The sequence below is a fragment of the Enterobacter sp. BNK-22 genome (assembly GCF_048684805.1).
Lineage (GTDB): Bacteria > Pseudomonadota > Gammaproteobacteria > Enterobacterales > Enterobacteriaceae > Enterobacter > Enterobacter quasiroggenkampii.
This window is the reverse complement of sequence record NZ_JBLQTT010000001.1, coordinates 967,776-985,765: the sequence shown is the minus strand read 5'-3', so window position 1 is coordinate 985,765 and position 17,990 is coordinate 967,776. Positions and strand designations below refer to the sequence as shown.

14 protein-coding genes are annotated in these 17,990 nt (G+C 52.8%); 7 read left to right on the top strand and 7 right to left on the bottom strand.

Annotation, left to right across the window (positions count from 1 at the left end; translation table 11 throughout):
- Window positions 1-226: 226 nt before the first annotated feature.
- Both zntB and ACMGGE_RS04520 read right to left on the bottom strand, forming a co-directional pair.
- Window positions 227-1,210, bottom strand: a complete 984-nt coding sequence (gene zntB, locus ACMGGE_RS04525) for a zinc transporter ZntB (RefSeq protein WP_023292275.1) — start codon at window positions 1,208-1,210, stop codon at window positions 227-229.
- Between the two features lie 243 nt (window positions 1,211-1,453).
- Complete coding sequence (locus ACMGGE_RS04520) at window positions 1,454-2,596, bottom strand: methyl-accepting chemotaxis protein (protein WP_069719081.1); 1,143 nt, start codon at window positions 2,594-2,596, stop codon at window positions 1,454-1,456.
- 457 nt (window positions 2,597-3,053) lie between these two features.
- On the opposite strand from ACMGGE_RS04520, the gene ACMGGE_RS04515 reads away from it, so the two are divergent.
- The 4 genes from ACMGGE_RS04515 (at window position 3,054) to ACMGGE_RS04500 (ending at window position 7,501) form a co-directional block, all read left to right on the top strand.
- A complete protein-coding gene (locus ACMGGE_RS04515; RefSeq protein WP_420293408.1) occupies window positions 3,054-5,177 on the top strand; it encodes a putative bifunctional diguanylate cyclase/phosphodiesterase in 2,124 nt (707 codons plus the stop codon).
- A gap of 92 nt (window positions 5,178-5,269) precedes the next feature.
- Window positions 5,270-6,502, top strand: a complete 1,233-nt coding sequence (locus ACMGGE_RS04510) for a sensor domain-containing diguanylate cyclase (RefSeq protein ID WP_063621823.1) — start codon at window positions 5,270-5,272, stop codon at window positions 6,500-6,502.
- 74 nt (window positions 6,503-6,576) lie between these two features.
- Window positions 6,577-6,717: an Ecr family regulatory small membrane protein gene (locus ACMGGE_RS04505; protein WP_045909000.1), complete on the top strand. Its 141-nt coding sequence runs from the start codon at window positions 6,577-6,579 to the stop codon at window positions 6,715-6,717.
- 217 nt (window positions 6,718-6,934) lie between these two features.
- Entirely contained in the window at window positions 6,935-7,501 is a 567-nt protein-coding gene (locus ACMGGE_RS04500) for a DJ-1/PfpI family protein (RefSeq protein WP_080347316.1), read from the top strand.
- Between the two features lie 133 nt (window positions 7,502-7,634).
- Here the strand turns inward: ACMGGE_RS04500 and ACMGGE_RS04495 are convergent, their stop codons facing one another.
- From ACMGGE_RS04495 to ACMGGE_RS04485, 3 genes are all read right to left on the bottom strand, one after another.
- A complete protein-coding gene (locus ACMGGE_RS04495) occupies window positions 7,635-7,973 on the bottom strand; it encodes an STAS domain-containing protein (protein WP_069719078.1) in 339 nt (112 codons plus the stop codon).
- Window positions 7,974-8,064: 91 nt separating this feature from the next.
- Window positions 8,065-10,482 carry a glycogen/starch/alpha-glucan phosphorylase gene (locus ACMGGE_RS04490; protein ID WP_126533757.1) on the bottom strand — a complete coding sequence of 806 codons (2,418 nt, stop codon included), beginning with the start codon at window positions 10,480-10,482 and terminating at the stop codon, window positions 8,065-8,067.
- 263 nt (window positions 10,483-10,745) lie between these two features.
- Complete coding sequence (locus ACMGGE_RS04485; protein ID WP_420293407.1) at window positions 10,746-12,362, bottom strand: peptide ABC transporter substrate-binding protein; 1,617 nt, start codon at window positions 12,360-12,362, stop codon at window positions 10,746-10,748.
- A 185-nt stretch (window positions 12,363-12,547) separates the two neighbouring features.
- Here ACMGGE_RS04485 and mpaA point away from each other — a divergent pair, with 185 nt between their 5' ends.
- Window positions 12,548-13,261 (top strand): murein tripeptide amidase MpaA, encoded by a 714-nt coding sequence (gene mpaA, locus ACMGGE_RS04480; protein ID WP_262780497.1) that lies wholly within the window; start codon window positions 12,548-12,550, stop codon window positions 13,259-13,261.
- Here the strand turns inward: mpaA and ycjG are convergent.
- Window positions 13,252-14,217: an L-Ala-D/L-Glu epimerase gene (gene ycjG, locus ACMGGE_RS04475; protein WP_048029793.1), complete on the bottom strand. Its 966-nt coding sequence runs from the start codon at window positions 14,215-14,217 to the stop codon at window positions 13,252-13,254. The genes mpaA and ycjG overlap by 10 nt on opposite strands.
- Window positions 14,218-14,324: 107 nt before the next feature.
- Here ycjG and tpx point away from each other — a divergent pair, with 107 nt between their 5' ends.
- Window positions 14,325-14,831, top strand: a complete 507-nt coding sequence (tpx, locus tag ACMGGE_RS04470) for a thiol peroxidase (RefSeq protein WP_023335907.1) — start codon at window positions 14,325-14,327, stop codon at window positions 14,829-14,831.
- A 275-nt stretch (window positions 14,832-15,106) separates the two neighbouring features.
- Window positions 15,107-16,315 (top strand): aldose 1-epimerase family protein, encoded by a 1,209-nt coding sequence (locus ACMGGE_RS04465; RefSeq protein WP_063621831.1) that lies wholly within the window; start codon window positions 15,107-15,109, stop codon window positions 16,313-16,315.
- 43 nt (window positions 16,316-16,358) lie between these two features.
- On the opposite strand, the gene tyrR is transcribed toward ACMGGE_RS04465, so the two are convergent.
- Window positions 16,359-17,900: a transcriptional regulator TyrR gene (tyrR, locus tag ACMGGE_RS04460; RefSeq protein WP_008501254.1), complete on the bottom strand. Its 1,542-nt coding sequence runs from the start codon at window positions 17,898-17,900 to the stop codon at window positions 16,359-16,361.
- Between the last annotated feature and the right edge of the window lie 90 nt (window positions 17,901-17,990).

Below are 17,990 nucleotides of genomic sequence, written 5' to 3'. Positions count from 1 at the left end.
AATCAGGAGGCAAAAAAAAGCCGACTATGAAGTCGGCGTCGTACGAATCAATTGTGCTATGCAGTAATTCAAAAAAGGAAGTAAGACAATATGGAGCGCAACGCCCATCGCTTGACGTTGCATTCACCTGCGGGAGTAATATTGCACCTTACGGGGTAGATGTTTATTGACTTCGCTCAATTAAAAGAGCGTTTTAATCCCGGAAAAAGACGAAAAAAGCGTAAATTTACAGCCATTTACTACGATGCAACCACCATGCAACACCCCCAATCAAAACAACTAACATCACGCAAAAGGCCGTAAAGCCGTAGCGATAAGCGCCCCCGGGAATTCCCCCCAGATTGACGCCAAACAGCCCGGTCAGAAACGTGCTGGGTAAAAACACCATCGCCATCAGGGACATCGTATAGGTTCTTCGCGCCAGCGACTCCTGCATCACCTGCGCGATTTCGTCCGCCATCACCGCCGTTCTGGCAATACAGGAATCAATTTCATCCAGCCCGCGGCCCAGCCTGTCGGCAATATCCTGCATTCTGCGCCGATGGTCGTCGTTCATCCAGGCGAGCCTTTCGCTGGCCAGCCGCGCATATACGTCGCGCTGCGGCGTCATGTAGCGGCGCATAACAATCAGCTGCTTGCGCAATAAGGCCAGAAAACCGCGCGGCGGGATCTGCTGATCGAGCAGGTTATCTTCCAGGTCGATGATTTTGTCGTGCAGTTCTTCAATAAACTCACTGGCGTGATCGGTAAGCGCGTCACAGACGTCCACCAGCCAACTGCCGCAGTCGATCGGCCCGGTGCCCTCTTTCAGATCGTTGACGATGTCATCCAGCGCCAGAACCTTACGCTGTCGGGTGGAGACAATCAGCCCATCGTCCATATAGACCCGCATCGCAACCAGCTGATCCGGACGTTCATCCGTGCTGCCGTTAATACAGCGCAAGGTGATCAGCGTCCCGTCCCCCATTCGGCTCACGCGGGGGCGCAGGCTTTCACCGGCCAGCGCATCGCGCACGTTGTTAGGCAAGAGCGGGGTCGACGCCAGCCAGTCAGCGCTGTCCGGGTGGGTGTAGTTCAGATGCAGCCAGCAGGGATGCGCACTGTCGATCACATCATTGTCTTCCAGCGGCCGGGCACCGCCGCGACCGTCCAGCACCCACGCAAAAACTGCGTCTGGAACGTTTAGTTCAGATCCTTTAATGCTTTCCACAGCTCCTCCGCCTTTTAGCTCTTTCGGTGTCAGTCTAGCTTTCATCAGGGGTTAAGCAACAACTATGTATCCCATCGCGCTGAAATCGTTCATGAAATGTACATGCCATGCGTTTCACCCGGCGGCGCTACGCTTGCACGGGCCTACAGTGAAGGCTGTAATGTATTGATATTGTGGCAGAGTGTAGGCCGGGTAAGCGCAGCGCCACCCGGCAAGAAATACGGCGAGAGAGTTGCGGTTTTGTCAGAGAGAGTGCTCTGGCCGCGGGAGGAAGGATGGCGAGCCGCCAGGTAATGAGGACAACGATCCCTGATCAAGTCTGAAATTACGCGTGCGAGCCTGCAGCTCAATCACCTGATTGCGCAGGACATCAGAGGAGCCGTTGAGTTCCTCCGCCATCGCCACGTTGCTTTGCGTGACCCTCTCCAGCTCCGAAAGCGCCAGCGTGATCTGGGAAATGCCTTTCTCCTGCTCAGAGGTCGACGCGGAAATTTCATCCATCAAGCGGCTGACGTTCCCCGACCCCGTCACGATTTCATGCATATTCTTCTCTGCCTGTGACACCACGGTCGCACCCTGTGTGACGTTACTGCTAGTGACTTCAATCAGCGCTTTGATATTCTTCGCGGCCTCTGCGCTGCGGTGTGCCAGGTTTCTGACCTCTTCCGCAACGACAGAAAAGCCTTTTCCGTGGTCGCCTGCCCTTGCCGCCTCAACGGCCGCGTTGAGCGCCAGAATATTGGTCTGGAACGCAATGCCGTCAATCAATGAAATAATCTCCGTCATCTGCTGGGCGCATTCGGTAATGGACTGCATATTGTTGGCGACCTGCCCCATAAGCTCCCCGCCCTTGCGCGCCTGCAGCGTCGCCACATTCGCCTGTTCGCTCGCCAGGCGGGTGTTATCAGCATTGTTTTTGGTGCTAGCCGCCATTTGCTCCATGCTGGCTGCAGTTTGCACTAAAGACGCAGACTGCTGTTCGGTTTTCACCGAGAGTTGAGCGCTACGGGCCGAGAGCTGATCCGATAAGGTCATGGCGGTTTGCGACGACGCCCTGATCTCGCGCACCAGCGTCGCAATGTTGCCGGAAAGGCTATTGATCCCGGGAATAAGTCGACCCGCGCAGTTATTGCCAAACTCCGGGATAGAAACCCCAAGGTTGCCTGCTGTCACCTCTTCAATACTTCTCTTTACCGTATTGATCGGCGTCACAAGATAGCGGGTCATGTAGACCCAAAGCAAAAATAGCGCAACGAAATTGATAACGTTAAGGGAAATAAAGAGAGAGGACTTGCTGGAAATTAGAACAACGACACCTGCGTTTACCAAAAATAGCGATAAAAGGAACCCGATAATAAAGGTCCTGACACTAATATTTCTTAGCATGATGATACCCACGTTTTATATTTTGGTCGGCATCTAGACTTATAGCATTGGCTCAGACGTTTTTCCTCGCAAACTTCACGGGATTGTTTTTTCGCCGTTAGCAACCTGGGATTTAGCTTAAGTCAGATAAAAAGAGCGTATTAGTGAAAATGTTCTTCGCAGCGTGCTGTGATACTGGTCTGCCGCCACGTTAAGCGATACCATCCGCTGCGGCGCACTGATACAATCGCCGTTATATTTAAGGAGCTTTGCTACTTTTATTCGCTCTTGTTTAGCAATGCTTAATACGTTAACAATGAGAATATATTTTATATTCTTAATACGTTTTAGAGTATTAATATGACTGGTCATTTTACACGATAAAAAACTAATATTGTTTGAATGCGCATGTTCGTTGCCAGATAAAGATGTGCCCGGCAGGCGAAATCGGTAACCCTCTCAGGCGTGGGATTGCATAATGCTCAATATATCGTGGGACCCTGTGTTAATCGCTGTCTCTTATCTGGTGGCGTTTATCGCCTCCTTTGTGGCGCTGGACAGTGCCGGAAAGATCCCCCTTTCCAGCCGAAAGGCTGCCCTGTTCTGGCGTATGGCCGGCGGCATCTCGCTCGGCATCGGCATTTGGTCGATGCACTTTATCGGCATGCTATCGATGCAAATGCCCATGATGATGCGCTATGACCTCTGGTTAACCCTTGCATCGCTGGGCGTCGCGGTTATTGCGTCGACCACGGCCCTTGATATTGCCGTCGCGGGAAAAAAACGGTCTCTCTTTCGCCCCATCGTTGCCACCGCAATCCTGAGCGCAGGCGTGGTATCCATGCACTATATCGGTATGGCGGCCCTGATGCTGGATGGCAGCATCATCTGGGATCGCCGTATTGTGGGGTTGTCCGTGGTCATTGCCGTGGTGGCTTCCGGCACTGCGCTGTGGCTGGCTTTCCGCCTGCGAGACAAAGGGGTTTTTATCGAGCGCCTTCTCGCGGCCCTGGTCATGGCCGCCGCCATTTGTGCGATGCACTATACCGGCATGAGTGCCGCGCATTACCCGGAAATGTCGCATACCCTTCCCGGTGGGATCGGCGAGCTCGGGTTATCCATCTGGGTTTCTGTCACCACGCTCTGCCTGCTTGGCGTGATGTTAATTATTTCCCTTGTCGACTCTCACCGGCGTACCGGCCGGCTGACGGACAATCTGCGGCAGCTCAATCGGCAGCTTGAGCTGCAGGCGCGCTTTGATGCGCTCACCGGACTCGCGAATCGCCATCAGATGGACATCCGCATGCAGGACTGCCTGCGTAGCGCGTTGCTGAGTAACAGGCAATTTGCCGTCATTTTCCTGAACGTCGATCATTTCAAACGCGTCAACGATACCTGGGGTCACAGCGTCGGCGATGAGTTATTGATCACCGTTGCACAGCGCATCACTTCCCGTCTCACGCGTGAGATGACCCTGGCAAGGCTGGGAGGTGACGCCTTTATCCTGCTGGTACCGGAATGTGACGACGACAAACTCAACGCCCTGCTCGCGTCGTTGCTCGAGGATGTGCGACGTCCTCTTTCGATCTGTGGTCATACGCTAAGCACGACAATCAGTGCGGGCGTCAGCCTCTATCCTCAGGATGGCGAAACGCAGCATGAGCTAAAGCTCAAGGCGGATGCAGCCCTGCATCACGTCAAAGACGACGGCCGGAACGGCTGGGCGCACTACCGATCCGAGATGTCGACAGCAATCCCGGCAAAACCCGGTTTTCTGCAGGAACTCTCTCAGGCGCTTGAGCGCGATCAGTTTGAACTCTGGTACCAGCCAACCTGGTATGCGCAAGAGAAGACTATCCATGGTTTTGAAGCCCTGCTGCGCTGGCGGCACCCTGAGCAAGGCGTTGTTCTGCCGGGCCTGTTTATCCCCTCGCTGGAACAAACCGGCTTAATTATTCCGGTGGGCAACTGGGCCATTGAAGCGGCATGTCGACAGCTGCATTTCTGGACTGAACAAGGGTTTAGCCAGTGGACGCTGTCGCTCAACTTATCCCCCGTCCAGTTCGAACAGCCGGACATTTTCCATATCGTATCGTCGATGCTGGAAAAATATAGCTTGTCCCCGTCCAGGCTGATCCTTGAGGTTACGGAAAGCACCGCGCTGAAAAATCTCGACCGCAGCATTGAGTTACTCAACGCGTTTAATCATGCGGGGATCACCGTCTCGATTGATGATTTCGGTACGGGCTACTCGAACCTGCTGATGCTGAGCGTGCTGCCGGCAAAAGAGCTCAAGATCGACAAAAGCTTTGTGACGTCGATGCTGGAAAATGAAAAAAGCTACAAGCTGGTTGAAACCATCATGAGTATCGCCCGAACCATGGAGATGAACGTGGTGGCTGAAGGGATTGAAACGCAAGAGCAGCAGGAGGTTCTCACCCGTCTCGGCTGTGACTACCTGCAGGGTTATCTTTTCTCCCGTCCCTTACCTGCCGAACAGGTGCCGTGGCTGCTTCTGCAGATAAACTCCGACAGGCAAATTATACCCATTAATAAAATTCAAACGGACCCCGCATTTATTTCGCAAAAAAACCATGCCTGACGGGGTTGAGTAGAGTATGTTTCAAAGCAGTAGACACTCGTCACGTCTGTCATGATTGTCAGGCGCATTGAGCCGATGAACAGGAAATGCCTATGTCGCAAAACGGTTTTGAAGCGCTGAACGTCATTAAAACACCCGTGTGGCTGATTTCCCCCGCTTCGGAAACGATCGTTTTTGCGAATGTGACCGCAACGCAGCTCATGGGAGAGAAGACGCTGGACCAACTGCGTAAAGGCCTCTATTCCGCGAATGCACAGCACCTCCTGTCGATGTATGTACCTGAACTGAAAACCGGGCAGGAGATCGTCGAAATCTGGACAATAAGCCGGGATGGACAGGATACGCCGCTAAGCTGTCGTCTCTCGCTTGCCCATTATGCCCCTTGGGGGGATGTAATTGTTTTCGAGGGGATCGCCCAGCACATTCTCTCTGGGCTAAAGGCCAGCCGCTCCGCAACCTACCGGCGGAAAAAACAGGGGTTTTACGCCCGTTTTTTTCAGACCAACAGCGCGCCGATGCTGTTAATCGATCCGGCCCGCGATGGCCAGATCGTTGATGCTAACCTGGCCGCGCTCAATTTTTACGGTTACTCACATGATGACATGTGCAGTAAACATACCTGGGAAATCAATACCCTGGGGCGAGACGTCTTGCCCATTATGACCGCGATTGCCGCGCTGCCCGGCGGCCATAAGCCGCTCAACTTTGTTCACCGCCTTGCCGACGGCTCTACCCGCCACGTTCAGACGTATGCCGGCCCCATTGAGATCTACGGTGACAAGCTGATGCTGTGCATCATCCACGATATCACCGAGCAAAAAAGACTGGAGCAAGAGCTGGAACATGCCGCGCTACGTGACTCCATGACCGGGTTACTCAACCGTCGCCAGTTCTACGCGATTACCGATCCCAACAACCTGAATCATCTTCCTGCCCAACAGCAGTTTAGCCTGCTGCTGGTGGATACCGATCGCTTCAAAAACATCAACGACCTGTTTGGTCATTTGAAGGGCGATGAGGTGCTTATCGCCCTCTCCCGAACGCTGGAAGCCTGTAGCCGGGAGAATGACCTGGTGTTCCGCTGGGGAGGCGAAGAGTTCGTTATCCTGCTGCCGCATACCGCTCTCGACATCGCGTTGCAGATTGCCGAGTCGATCCGTGCAGCCGTTGCCCGCATTACGATTCCGGGCTTACCGCGGTTTACCGTTAGCATTGGCGTGGCGCGACATAACCAGGGTGAGACGATTGATGAGCTGTTTAAGCGGGTAGACGACGCGCTGTATCGCGCTAAAAATGACGGACGCAATAAAGTCCTTGCAGCATGAAACTGGAGTATACGGGAAAGCCCCGCTACAATGCCTGCCTCGACTCAATTAACTTCAGGTGGGTAAAATCTGCAATGGGAAAAACAGAAATAATACTCACCTTAATTATTTTGCTCCTTATTATATTTGGCTTATGGTTTATTTTTAGCGGTGAGATCTGGTATCTCGTCGAATTTCTCGAAAATAGTCTTTACCCGACCTTCGATGCACCATAACGCACGTTTAATATCTTGTTTCACCTACTGAATTTGTCAGGTATCTGCAAGCCTGACAGCCGCGTAAGATACGCGCCGTTATCCTCCAACTACGTTGATAACGAATCACTTATTCATTTGCTTATGTTGCCCGTGCTCTGACGGGCTTTTTTATTTCCGGCATTTCAGCCACGCCAGGCTATATCTTAATCATCTTTAATGACAAGGGAGAGGAATGATGAGCAAGAAGATCCTGATGCTGGTGGGCGATTATGCCGAAGATTACGAAACCATGGTGCCTTTTCAGGCTTTGCAGATGATTGGCCATCAGGTGGATGCAGTCTGCCCCGACAAACCAAAAGGCGACTACATCATGACGGCAATCCATGATTTCGACGGCGCCCAGACCTATAGCGAAAAACCCGGTCACCGCTTTACCCTCAACGCCGACTTTTCCGCCGTGAAGGAGCAGGACTACGACGCGCTGCTCATCCCCGGCGGGAGAGCGCCCGAGTATCTGCGGCTAAATGAGGATGTGTTAAAGCTGGTACAGGCATTTGACGCTGCGCGCAAACCGATTGCTGCAGTGTGCCATGGCCCGCAACTGCTCGCTGCCGCGGGCATCCTGAAAGGCCGTACCTGTAGCGCCTACCCGGCCTGTGCACCTGAGGTACGCCTCGCAGGTGGACACTACGCCACGATCGGCATCGATCAGGCCCATGTCGACGGCAACCTGGTGACGGCTCCCGCCTGGCCCGCCCATCCGCAGTGGCTGGCGAAGTTTAGTGCGTTATTAGCACAATAGCGCGCCGGTATCAGCCCGGGTGAATACCGTGCGGGTGGAGCGGAGCCATGTTTTCAGGACTGGCGCGAGAATGCGTCAGTTCTCGTTTTAACCGTTGGCACATCCCGCTTTCTCCCCGAAGAGCGCTGTGATATTAGCCCATCAACACCTGCAGGGCATCCTGCCGATTGGCCCTGATAGAAAAAATACGATCCATCCTGGTCAGCTTAAAGAGAGCGTGTGTATTGCTGTTAAGCGAACACAGCACCAGCTCACCCTTGCCGTTTAAACTCTTGAGTATGGATACCAGCGCGCCGAGACAGCTGCTGTCAATAAAATCTACGTGGCTGAAATCCAGCAATATCTTTTTATTACTTTTTTCAATCACCTCCAGCACCTGCTGCTTAAAGGTCTGCTCGACAGAAGCATCCAGCCTGCGAACCAGCGGAACGACAATCTGTACGTCATTTTCACTCTGTATTTCAAAGTTCATAATCAGCCTCGCATCAGGGGCGTAACGTGTTCCCGAATGATGATCATAGTGCACCGATATCGCTCCCGGAAGGCAACCGGAAGCATGACCATCAGCAATTTATTCCCCAAATATCCCTTGCATAGCCCTGAATGGTTCTGTCACTCGAAAACTCTCCCATTCGGCTAATATTTAGCAACGCTTTTCGATGCCACTGGCGGGGATGTTCAAAATCAGCCATTGCCTGACGTTGGGTTTGGCTGTAGCTGTCAAAATCCAGCAGATGACAATAATGATCGGCTGTTGTCAACATATGGTGTAGCGGTGCAAAAATTTCGCGATCGGCGCTAAATTCACCAGAAATAAGCGTATTCACTATACGCATCATTCGAGGATCGCTCTGACGATAGAAACGATTATTATCGCCATTTGAACGCATTTCATTGACTTCTTCAGCCGTCGCGCCGAAAAGATAGAAGTTTTCTGCCCCAACAGCATTAAGAATTTCAATGTTGGCACCATCATACGTACCCATTGTTAACGCACCGTTGAGCGCGAACTTCATATTACTGGTTCCAGATGCCTCCGTGCCTGCTGTGGATATTTGTTCAGACAGGTCTGTTGCCGGTATTATGCTTTCGGCTAAGGAGACTTTGTAATCCTCAAGAAAAATGACTTTCAGCTGCCCGGCAATACGCGCATCACTGTTGATTTTATTCGCTACAGCATTAATTAACTGAATAATAAGCTTTGCCATTCGATAACCGGGTGCCGCTTTACCTGCAAAAAGATGCACCTTAGGCGCTATGGTTCTCCCATTCTCTTTAATATCAATATAGAGAGAAATGACGTGCAGAATATTCAGAAGCTGGCGCTTGTATTCGTGAATGCGTTTTACCTGGCAATCAAACATTGCCATCGGGTCCAACATAATCCCATAACGTTGTGAAACAATCTGGCTCAACGCGGATTTATTTTTGAATTTAATGCCGCGGATATGATCAATCACCCCCGTATCATCCGCATGCTTCTCCAGCTGTCGAAGCATATGTAAATCCGTCGGCCATCGGTTACCCAATTGCTGATTCAGAAACGCGGCAAGATTTGGGTTAGCCTGCTGCAACCATCTGCGCGGCGTAATGCCGTTGGTCTGATTAATGAATTTATCTGGCGTAATAAAATAAAAATCGGGAACCAGGTGCGTTTTGATAAGCTCGGAATGGAGCATCGCCACCCCATTTACACAATGACTCCCGACGATGGCTAAATTTGCCATTCTGATACTTTTCTCGTTATCCCCCGCAAACAGAGACAAGGAGGCCAACAAATGCGGTTTGTCTGGCCATCGGGAGGCGACATCCGCAAGAAAACGGTGGTTAATCTCAAAAATAATCTGCAAGTGTCGCGGCAACAGTTTTTCAAACAAGGCCACTGGCCAGGTCTCCAGAGCCTCGGGCATCAACGTATGGTTGGTGTAAGCACAGGTTCTTTGGGTGATATCCCAGGCCTGGTGCCAGGGAAGGCTGTATTCGTCGACAAGTATTCGCATCAACTCGACAACAGCCAGCGCGGGATGCGTATCATTTAGCTGGATGGCGACATGCCGCGGCAGTAACGAAATGTCAGTTTCAATCTCAGCGTATTCGCGAAAAATATCTCGCAAGGTACATGCGACAAGAAAATACTCCTGAGTCAGTCGCAGCTCCTTGCCCGAGAGGATCTCATCAGAAGGATAGAGTATTTTTGAAATATTCTCGGAGGCGATTTTTTCACTGACCGCTTTGATGTAATCGCCATGGTTGAAAATATGAATATCAAAAGAGTTAGAGGCTACGGCACTGTATAAACGAAGCTTATTCGTGGTGCTACCTCTGTAGCCAGAAACGAAATAGTCATTTGGGATACCAACGATAGTATTCCACCCCAACCACATTGGATTATAATTCCCGCCAGCATCATCTGCATGCTCGATATATCCACCAATTGGGATCAGCATTGCCTGGCTATGGTGTTCAACCAGCCAGGGGGAATGCATGGAATGCCAGTCGTCCGGATGTTCGATTTGCTGACCATTCTGAAAAGACTGCCTGAATAAACCATATTCGTATTTAATGCCATGACCTGAGGCAGCAATGTCTAACGTTGCCATTGAGTCAATAAAGCAGGCAGCTAACCGCCCAAGGCCACCATTTCCAAGCGCGGCATCGGGCTCTTCGTCAAGAATACCATCGAAATCAAACCCCAGGTCAGTGACAACCTTACGCATATCATCAAGCAAATTCAGGTTCATCAGGTTATTGCGTAATGACTGCCCAAGCAAAAATTCCATCGAGAGATAATAAACGCGTTTTTTCTTTTCCACGCGTTGCCGGGCCTGACTATCGAGAAAGCGATCTTGCTGAAAATACCGCACTGCCAGCGCCACAGCATTGAATATATCGCCGTTGGTAGCCTTGTCTATGCTAACGCATAACGTATATTTTAATTGTGTTTCGACAAGTTCACGCAACTCTCTGTTAGTGAAAGACATGTTGACCTCACTGGAGTTACTGCATGTTTTTAATATGCAGAACACAAGATATTATTTTGTTCAAGTGTAGACGGCGATATTCAACTCATGCAATTTTTACCCACCATTGCGTATGGTGTTGTTTTTGCATCGCCTGAGAAATATCAGCAGTAAGTATCGTCAGGAAAGTGCGACGTTCTGCTGTGGCGGGAGAGAATCAGAAGGAGCAACTGGCGCTAAGCTCCGCGCCAGTTCTGGATTTGGTAGCAGCGAACCCCTACTCGTCAGTGCTTCTCAATATACATCGTCCGGCTATACGCCACGTCTTCCGGGTTATTAATCGGGTACCCTTTCACCCACGGCTTAATCAGTCGACCGTTGGTGTACTGGTAAATAGGCGCGATAGGTGCTTTCTCCATAAGGATTTTCTCCGCCATGTTGTAATCCGTGTTACGCGCTTTCGCCGTGGTTTCAAGCGTCGCCTGGTGGATTATTTTATCGTAAGCCGGGTCATTGAAACGCGAGATATTGCCGCTGTGGGTTGAGGTCAGCAGGGACAGGAAGGTCGAGGGCTCGTTGTAATCCCCCACCCATGACGCGCGGATCACATCAAAATTGCCGGTATTGCGGCTGTCAATGTAGGTTTTCCACTCCTGGTTTTGCAGCTTGACATCCACACCGAGATTTTTCTTCCACATGGACGCCACCGCAATGGCGATTTTCTGGTGGTTTTCCGACGTGTTGTACAGCAGGTTCAGCTTCAGCGGACGCTGAGGGCCGTAGCCTGCGGCCTGGAGCAAGGTTTTGGCCTGAGCGTTCAGCTCCTGCTGGGACATCTGCTCGAACGGCGAAGGTTCAGGCGTGAAGCCCGCCGTCACGTCAGGGGTAAAATGCCAGGCCGGTTTTTCGCCGGTACCCAGTACTTTTTCCACCATAATGCGGCGATCGATAGTCATACTCAGGGCAAGACGAACCCGGGCATCGGCCGTCGGCCCCTTTTGCGTATTAAACGCGTAGTAGTAGGTCCCGAGCTGAGGCGGCGTATACACCTGTCCCGGAATGTCCTTCAGGAGCTTCTGATACATGTTTTTCGGGAACGATTCGGTAATATCGATATCCCCTGCCAGATAGCGTTTCGTGGCGGACGATTCCTGGTTAATCGGAATAAAGGTCACTTTTTGCAGGACAGTTTTCGCATTGTCCCAATAGTGGGTGTTCGGCACGACAACCAGTTTTTCATTCACCACGCGGTCGTTCAGGACGTAGGCGCCATTACCGACCAGCGCTCCCGGACGCGTCCACTCTTTTCCGCTTTCAACGTTCGCTTTTTGCACCGGATAGAAGGCGAAGTTTGCCGTCAGGTTGCTAAACCACGGTAGCGGCTTATCCAGCTGGACGCGCAACGTCCTGGCATCCACCGCCGTCACGCCCAGGGTATCAGGCGCTGCCTTACCGTCGATGATAGCCTGCGCATTGTTGATACCTGCCAGCGCTGCAAACCAGGCAAACGGAGAGGTCGTTTTTGGGTCAACCAGACGCTGCCAGCTGTAGACAAAATCCTGCGCGGTGACCGGCGTACCGTCAGACCATTTTGCGTTATCACGCAGGGTGAACGTCCAGGTACGGTTATCGTTACTCTGCCAGCGCGTCGCCACGCCCGGGGTCAGTTCCCCTTTCTCATTCTGATTCACCAGCCCTTCGAAAAGATCGCGAATCACCTGAATCTCTGGCAACCCCACCGCTTTTGCCGGATCGAGCGAAGCCGGTTCATCTTTAATATGTCTGACCAGCTCCTGTTTTTGCGCCAGCACCGTGCCCTGTGGGACATCAGCAGCGTATGAGAGTGTAGAGAGCCCGCACAGGCACAGTGCGGTGAAAAGACGCGAAACAGGATGCTTCATAAGATCCCCTTTAAAAAATTCAGGTAACAAGCAGATGCGTAATTATTTGTTTCGACAATAAGAAATGCAAATAACTTACGCCTGAATAGTGATTTAAGGCAATTCTCAGCCGCTACGGAAACTATTTGATTAACAGCGGCTTTTGCACAACACTGCCAGTAGAGACTTCTTTATCAGGATTTCGTATGGCAACTACCCGACCCCGCGCGGAACGCGGCGCCTTCCCTCCGGGCGCTGAACAATATGGCCGCTCATTTTTAGGCGCATCGCTGATCTGGTTCCCGGCACCCGATGCCGATCGCGAAAGCGGTTTGATTATTGCCGGCACGCACGGTGATGAAAACTCGTCTGTCGTCACGCTCTCGTGCGCGCTGCGGACATTGACCCCTTCATTACGACGTCATCACGTGATTCTTGCCGTCAATCCGGATGGCTGTCAGCTGGGATTGCGGGCGAATGCGCGGGGCGTCGACCTGAACCGTAATTTCCCGGCAGCAAACTGGCGCGCTGGCGAAACGGTTTATCGCTGGAACAGCTCCGCCGAGGAGCGAGACGTGGTGTTGCTGACGGGAGACAACCCTGGCTCAGAGCCGGAAACGCAGGCGCTGTGCCAGCTTATCCATAAGATCCACCCCACCTGGGTTGTCTCCTTCCACGATCCGCTGGCCTGCATTGAAGATCCGCGCCACTCTGACCTGGGCGCGTGGCTGGCACGGGCGTTCGACCTGCCGCTCGTCACCAGCGTGGGTTATGAAACACCCGGATCATTCGGGAGCTGGTGCGCCGACTTAAGCTTGCCCTGCATCACCGCTGAGTTCCCGGCGATCTCCTCCGACGAAGCCAGCGAAAAATACTTAAAAGCCATGATGGAGCTTCTGCGCTGGCAGCCTCAGAGATGAAGCACGCCGCTGGTAAATTTCAGGGCCGGTGAAACGTCAACCGCCAGCCACGTCGGGCCATCCAGATCGGCGAAACGAACCTGATTGACCAGCGGCAGCGCCGCGCCGATCGCCCGGGAAGTGCAAAGCATGCATCCCAACATCAGGTCGAACCCCTGCGCCCTGGCGTCCGCCGCCAGAGCCAGGGCTTCAGTCAGTCCGCCTGCCTTGTCGAGCTTGATATTGACCATGTCATAGCGGCCCTTAAGCTCGCTCAAATTCTCGCGTGTGTGGCAGCTTTCATCCGCGCACACGGGCAACGGATGGATAAAATTCTTCAGCGCCGCATCCTCTTTTACCGGCAGAGGCTGCTCCAGCATCGCCACGCCCAGATCGGCCAGCAGCTGGCATCGCGCGGCGAGCCCTTCGGGATGCCACGACTCGTTGGCGTCCACAATCAGCGTGGCTGAGGGGACCGCCGAGCGAATGGCGACCATCCGCTCGCTGATCAGACGATCGTCTAGCTTCACTTTTAACAGCGTGGCTCCGGCGTCATAGAGCGCTTTCGCACTGGCGGCCATCTGCTCCGGCTCACCAATCACGACCGTTTGCGCGGTCACGATCGATTCGGGCACGACCACGCCCAGCAATGACGTCAGCGATTTTTGCTGCTGAGCGGCTTCAAGGCTCCAGAGCGCACAGTCGATGGCGTTGCGCGCCGCCCCGGCGGGTAAACGCTGCTGTAATGCCTCGCGCGTGAGCCCTTTTTGCAGGTCAGGCACCAGGGTCATGATCTGCGCCATCACGGACGCAAGGCTTTCCCCATAGCGCGGATAAGGCGTACATTCTCCGACGCCTTTCACACCCTCTTCTTCAATTTCAACCACGACCACGCTGGCTTCACTTCGGCTGCCGCGGGAGATCACAAACGGGGTATGCAATGGCCAGGCTTCTTCATAGACCTTAACGCTTCTCATCACTGACTCCTTGCGGCCCGGTAAGGCGAAAAATTTGGTTTGCCGTGTTATCCGCTGATGGCATACACTAGCCACGACGTTAACTATATGTAAACAGGAAGATATCTATGTCACAACTCGTTCATTTCCAGGGCAACCCGGTTGCTGTAGCAGGTTCCATTCCGCAGGCTGGCAGCAAAGCGCAGGCATTTACTCTGGTGGCTAAAGATCTGTCTGACGTCACACTGGCTCAGTTTGCGGGCAAACGCAAAGTACTGAACATTTTCCCAAGCATTGATACCGGTGTTTGTGCCGCATCCGTGCGTAAATTCAACCAGCTGGCGACTGAAATGGACAACACCGTTGTGCTGTGCATTTCCGCTGACCTGCCGTTTGCCCAGTCCCGTTTCTGCGGTGCCGAAGGCCTGAGCAACGTTATCACCCTCTCCACCCTGCGCAGCGCAGATTTCCTCGAGAAATACGGCGTCAGCATTGCGGAAGGCCCACTGAAAGGTCTGGCAGCACGTGCTGTACTGGTTCTGGACGAAAACGACACTGTCGTCTTCAGCGAACTGGTTAACGAAATCACCACCGAGCCGGACTACACTGCCGCGCTGGACGTGCTGAAAGCATAATAAGTCCTTAGCATTCTATACAACTTATTCTCAACCTCGCCTCGGCGGGGTTTTTTATTATTTCAAAGCTGAATCGTTAAAGCTTAAATGCTCGAATGTCACATTAATCCTGCAATAATCAGAACAATATGTAACATGATCGTGATCAACAACGCATAATAATCGTAAAAATCCCCCATTTTCATCCCGAGTGAAGCCCATCACATTTCCCTTTTTGTCTAAACATTAGATTTGCTTACGAAAGAAAATAATCGTTTCAGCAAAAAGGATAAAATATGAAGATCAAATTCGCTTTTACGCTTCTGGCGGTCCTGGTTTCTGGCCATGCCGCGGCTAAAACCTGGGTGCTGACAAGTGCTGAAAGCAGCGTAGAGAAAGGAAACTGGAAGATTTCCAGTGATGAGCTGAAAGTTAAAGATCAGACGTTCAGCATTGAGCAAAAAATCTTACACGGCGGCAAGCAGGAAGGCAGTAAAGTCATCATTATTAGCAGTAAAGATGGCCTGACGATTACCCTGAGCCCGACACGCGGCATGAACCTTCTGCACGTTGAAGGGTTTGGCACCCGACTGGGATGGAATTCACCCGTCAAAGAGGTCGTCAATCCTGCCTATATCAATCTTGAAAGCCGAAACGGTCTCGGCTGGCTGGATGGTTTCAACGAGATGATGGTGCGCTGTGGCTACGAGTGGACAGGTCATCCGGTCACCGCAGATGGGCAAATTTACACCCTTCACGGCAGGGCCGGAAATACACCGGTATCGCAGGTGGAAGTTGAGGTGGCGGATACCGCCCCGCATGAGATCCGCGTTCGGGGTTTAATCAAAGAGAGCACGTTCAAAAAAGCGGATCTGCAAACCATGACCGAACTGCGCTACGTTCCCGGAACTAACCAGTTCAGTCTGCATGATGTTCTGACCAACCATGCCGATTACCCTCATGATTACCAAATCATCTATCACAGCAACTTCGGGACGCCGATCCTCGAAGAAGGCGCACGTTTCCTTGCGCCAGCGGCGAGCGTGAGCCCATTCAATGACTACGCCAAAGCGGGCGTTAACGACTGGCAAACCTACGCCGGGCCGACAAAAGGCTTTGATGAGATGGTCTTTAATATTCAGCCGCTCGCCGACAACAACCATGAAACGCTCGCAGCAGTGGTCAATAAAGCCGGCGATAAAGGCGCATCCATCCAGTTTGATACGCGCCAGCTGCCCGTGCTGACCTTATGGAAAAACACTGACACGCTGAAGCAGGGTTATGTCACGGGCATTGAACCGGGCACCAGCTACGCCTACCCCGTCACGATTGAACGCGAACAGAAGCGGGTTAAGCAGCTGCAGCCTGGCGCCAGCGCGCAGTTTGATCTGACCTATACCCTGCTCCACAGCCCGCAGCAGGTAAAAGAGGTTGAAAGCAGGATTGCGTCGATTCAGGGCGAGACAAAAACAGACATCGTTAACACGCCGCTGGCGAAGGAATAAATCTAAAGTGAAAAGTAAAAAGCCTCTTGCAGAGGCTTTTTTGTTATTCGTCACCTTTCTTATGATTCAAACCATATTCACGTAGCTTATTTGCGATCGCGGTGTGCGATACGCCAAGGCGTTTTGCCAGCTTGCGGGTGCTGGGATAGCTACGGTACAGCTGCGTCAGCACAGAGCGCTCGAAACGGCTGGTGATATCGTCCAGCGACCCTTCCATCGCTTCTTCGCCTACGGATACCGTCCCGGCGTCGTAATCCGGCAACAGGATATCCTGCGGACGCAGCTCATACCCTTCAAGCTGGGTCAGCGCGCGATAAACGGCGTTTTTAAGCTGACGAATGTTGCCCGGCCAGCCGTAGCGCATGAGCACCGTGCCCAGATCGGCAGACAGCTTCGGACGCGGCACACCCTGCTCGTCGGCAAAGCGGGCGACGAACAGCTCCGTAAGCGGCATGATGTCCTGCGGGCAATCGCGCAGCGGCGGAATGTTCAGCGTCAGGACGTTAAGGCGGTAATAGAGATCCTCGCGGAAGATCCCCTTTTGCACCAGTTCAACCAGATTCTTCTGGGTGGCGCAAATGACGCGCACGTCCACATGCACTTCGTGATCCTCACCGACGCGGCGGAACGTGCCGTCATTCAGGAAACGCAGCAGCTTAGCCTGCATACGCGGCGACATTTCGCCGATCTCGTCCAGCAGCACCGAGCCACCGTTAGCCTGCTCGAAGAACCCTTTCTTGCCCTCCGGCGCGTGACCAAACAGCTCGCTTTCGACGGCATCTTCCGGTATCGAGGCGCAGTTGAGTGCCAGGTAAGGCTTGGCCGCACGTGGGCTCGCCAGATGCACGGCGTGAGCCAGCAGGTCTTTCCCGGTGCCGGTATCCCCGGTAATCAACAGCGGCGCGGTCAGGCTTGCGAGCTTACGCGCCTGATCAACCACATGACGCATTTTAGGGCTGACGGCAATAATCTGGCTGAATGCGCCAACGTCCTGACTGGAGAGGTTTTGCAGCTGACGACCCATGCGCAGCGTCGAGCGCAGCATGATCACCGCCCCGGTCAACACGCGGGTATTCCCTTCCCCTTTCAGATAGACCGGCGTGATCTCCATCAGGAAATTCTGCCCGTTAATCACCACATGCTCGCTGTGCGTGTTCTGCGGATTGCTGTCCAGCCAGCGCTGGAAGTTAAAACCGGGGATCAGCTGCGCGGCGTGATGATTGCTCAGCTTCTCCTGACTCTGTGCGAAAAGCTGGCAGCTCGCGTGGTTAACGCGCTCAACTTTGCTTTTCAAATCCAGGGAGAGGAACGGCTCAGGCATGGCTTCCAGCAGCGCGCTCAGCGCCAGGTGCTCACGCTCGGACGGCATCCAGGGAATGGTGCGCACATCCGTAACGCCAGCGATACGGCGGATTTCCGCCATCAGGCTGCTAAAGGTATTAAATTCAATTTCGGCAAAATTGAGGTAAATTCGCCCGACAGGATCGATCTCAATGCCACGTAAATCAATGCTACGTAAAACAAGAAGATCGAGTAATTCGCGGGTCAGACCGAGACGGTCTTCACAGAAGACTTCAAGACGCATGGGAAATTCACCGTTTTAAGCCAATAACAGTAAAATGATATGTCAGAACACGGTGATCCGGAAGATGGCTGTCAACAAATATTGACAGCC

What these genes read in the sequence shown, in the direction of transcription:
- ACMGGE_RS04505 (WP_045909000.1), top strand. Translation starts at nt 6,577, where the DNA reads ATGGGAAAAACAGAAATAATACTCACCTTAATTATTTTGCTCCTTATT.
- ACMGGE_RS04515 (WP_420293408.1), top strand. Translation starts at nt 3,054, where the DNA reads ATGCTCAATATATCGTGGGACCCTGTGTTAATCGCTGTCTCTTATCTG.
- ACMGGE_RS04520 (WP_069719081.1), bottom strand. Translation starts at nt 2,596, where the DNA reads ATGCTAAGAAATATTAGTGTCAGGACCTTTATTATCGGGTTCCTTTTA.
- ACMGGE_RS04465 (WP_063621831.1), top strand. Translation starts at nt 15,107, where the DNA reads ATGAAGATCAAATTCGCTTTTACGCTTCTGGCGGTCCTGGTTTCTGGC.
- tyrR (WP_008501254.1), bottom strand. Translation starts at nt 17,900, where the DNA reads ATGCGTCTTGAAGTCTTCTGTGAAGACCGTCTCGGTCTGACCCGCGAA.
- mpaA (WP_262780497.1), top strand. Translation starts at nt 12,548, where the DNA reads ATGGCAACTACCCGACCCCGCGCGGAACGCGGCGCCTTCCCTCCGGGC.
- ACMGGE_RS04495 (WP_069719078.1), bottom strand. Translation starts at nt 7,973, where the DNA reads ATGAACTTTGAAATACAGAGTGAAAATGACGTACAGATTGTCGTTCCG.
- ycjG (WP_048029793.1), bottom strand. Translation starts at nt 14,217, where the DNA reads ATGAGAAGCGTTAAGGTCTATGAAGAAGCCTGGCCATTGCATACCCCG.
- ACMGGE_RS04500 (WP_080347316.1), top strand. Translation starts at nt 6,935, where the DNA reads ATGAGCAAGAAGATCCTGATGCTGGTGGGCGATTATGCCGAAGATTAC.
- ACMGGE_RS04485 (WP_420293407.1), bottom strand. Translation starts at nt 12,362, where the DNA reads ATGAAGCATCCTGTTTCGCGTCTTTTCACCGCACTGTGCCTGTGCGGG.
- ACMGGE_RS04490 (WP_126533757.1), bottom strand. Translation starts at nt 10,482, where the DNA reads ATGTCTTTCACTAACAGAGAGTTGCGTGAACTTGTCGAAACACAATTA.
- ACMGGE_RS04510 (WP_063621823.1), top strand. Translation starts at nt 5,270, where the DNA reads ATGTCGCAAAACGGTTTTGAAGCGCTGAACGTCATTAAAACACCCGTG.
- tpx (WP_023335907.1), top strand. Translation starts at nt 14,325, where the DNA reads ATGTCACAACTCGTTCATTTCCAGGGCAACCCGGTTGCTGTAGCAGGT.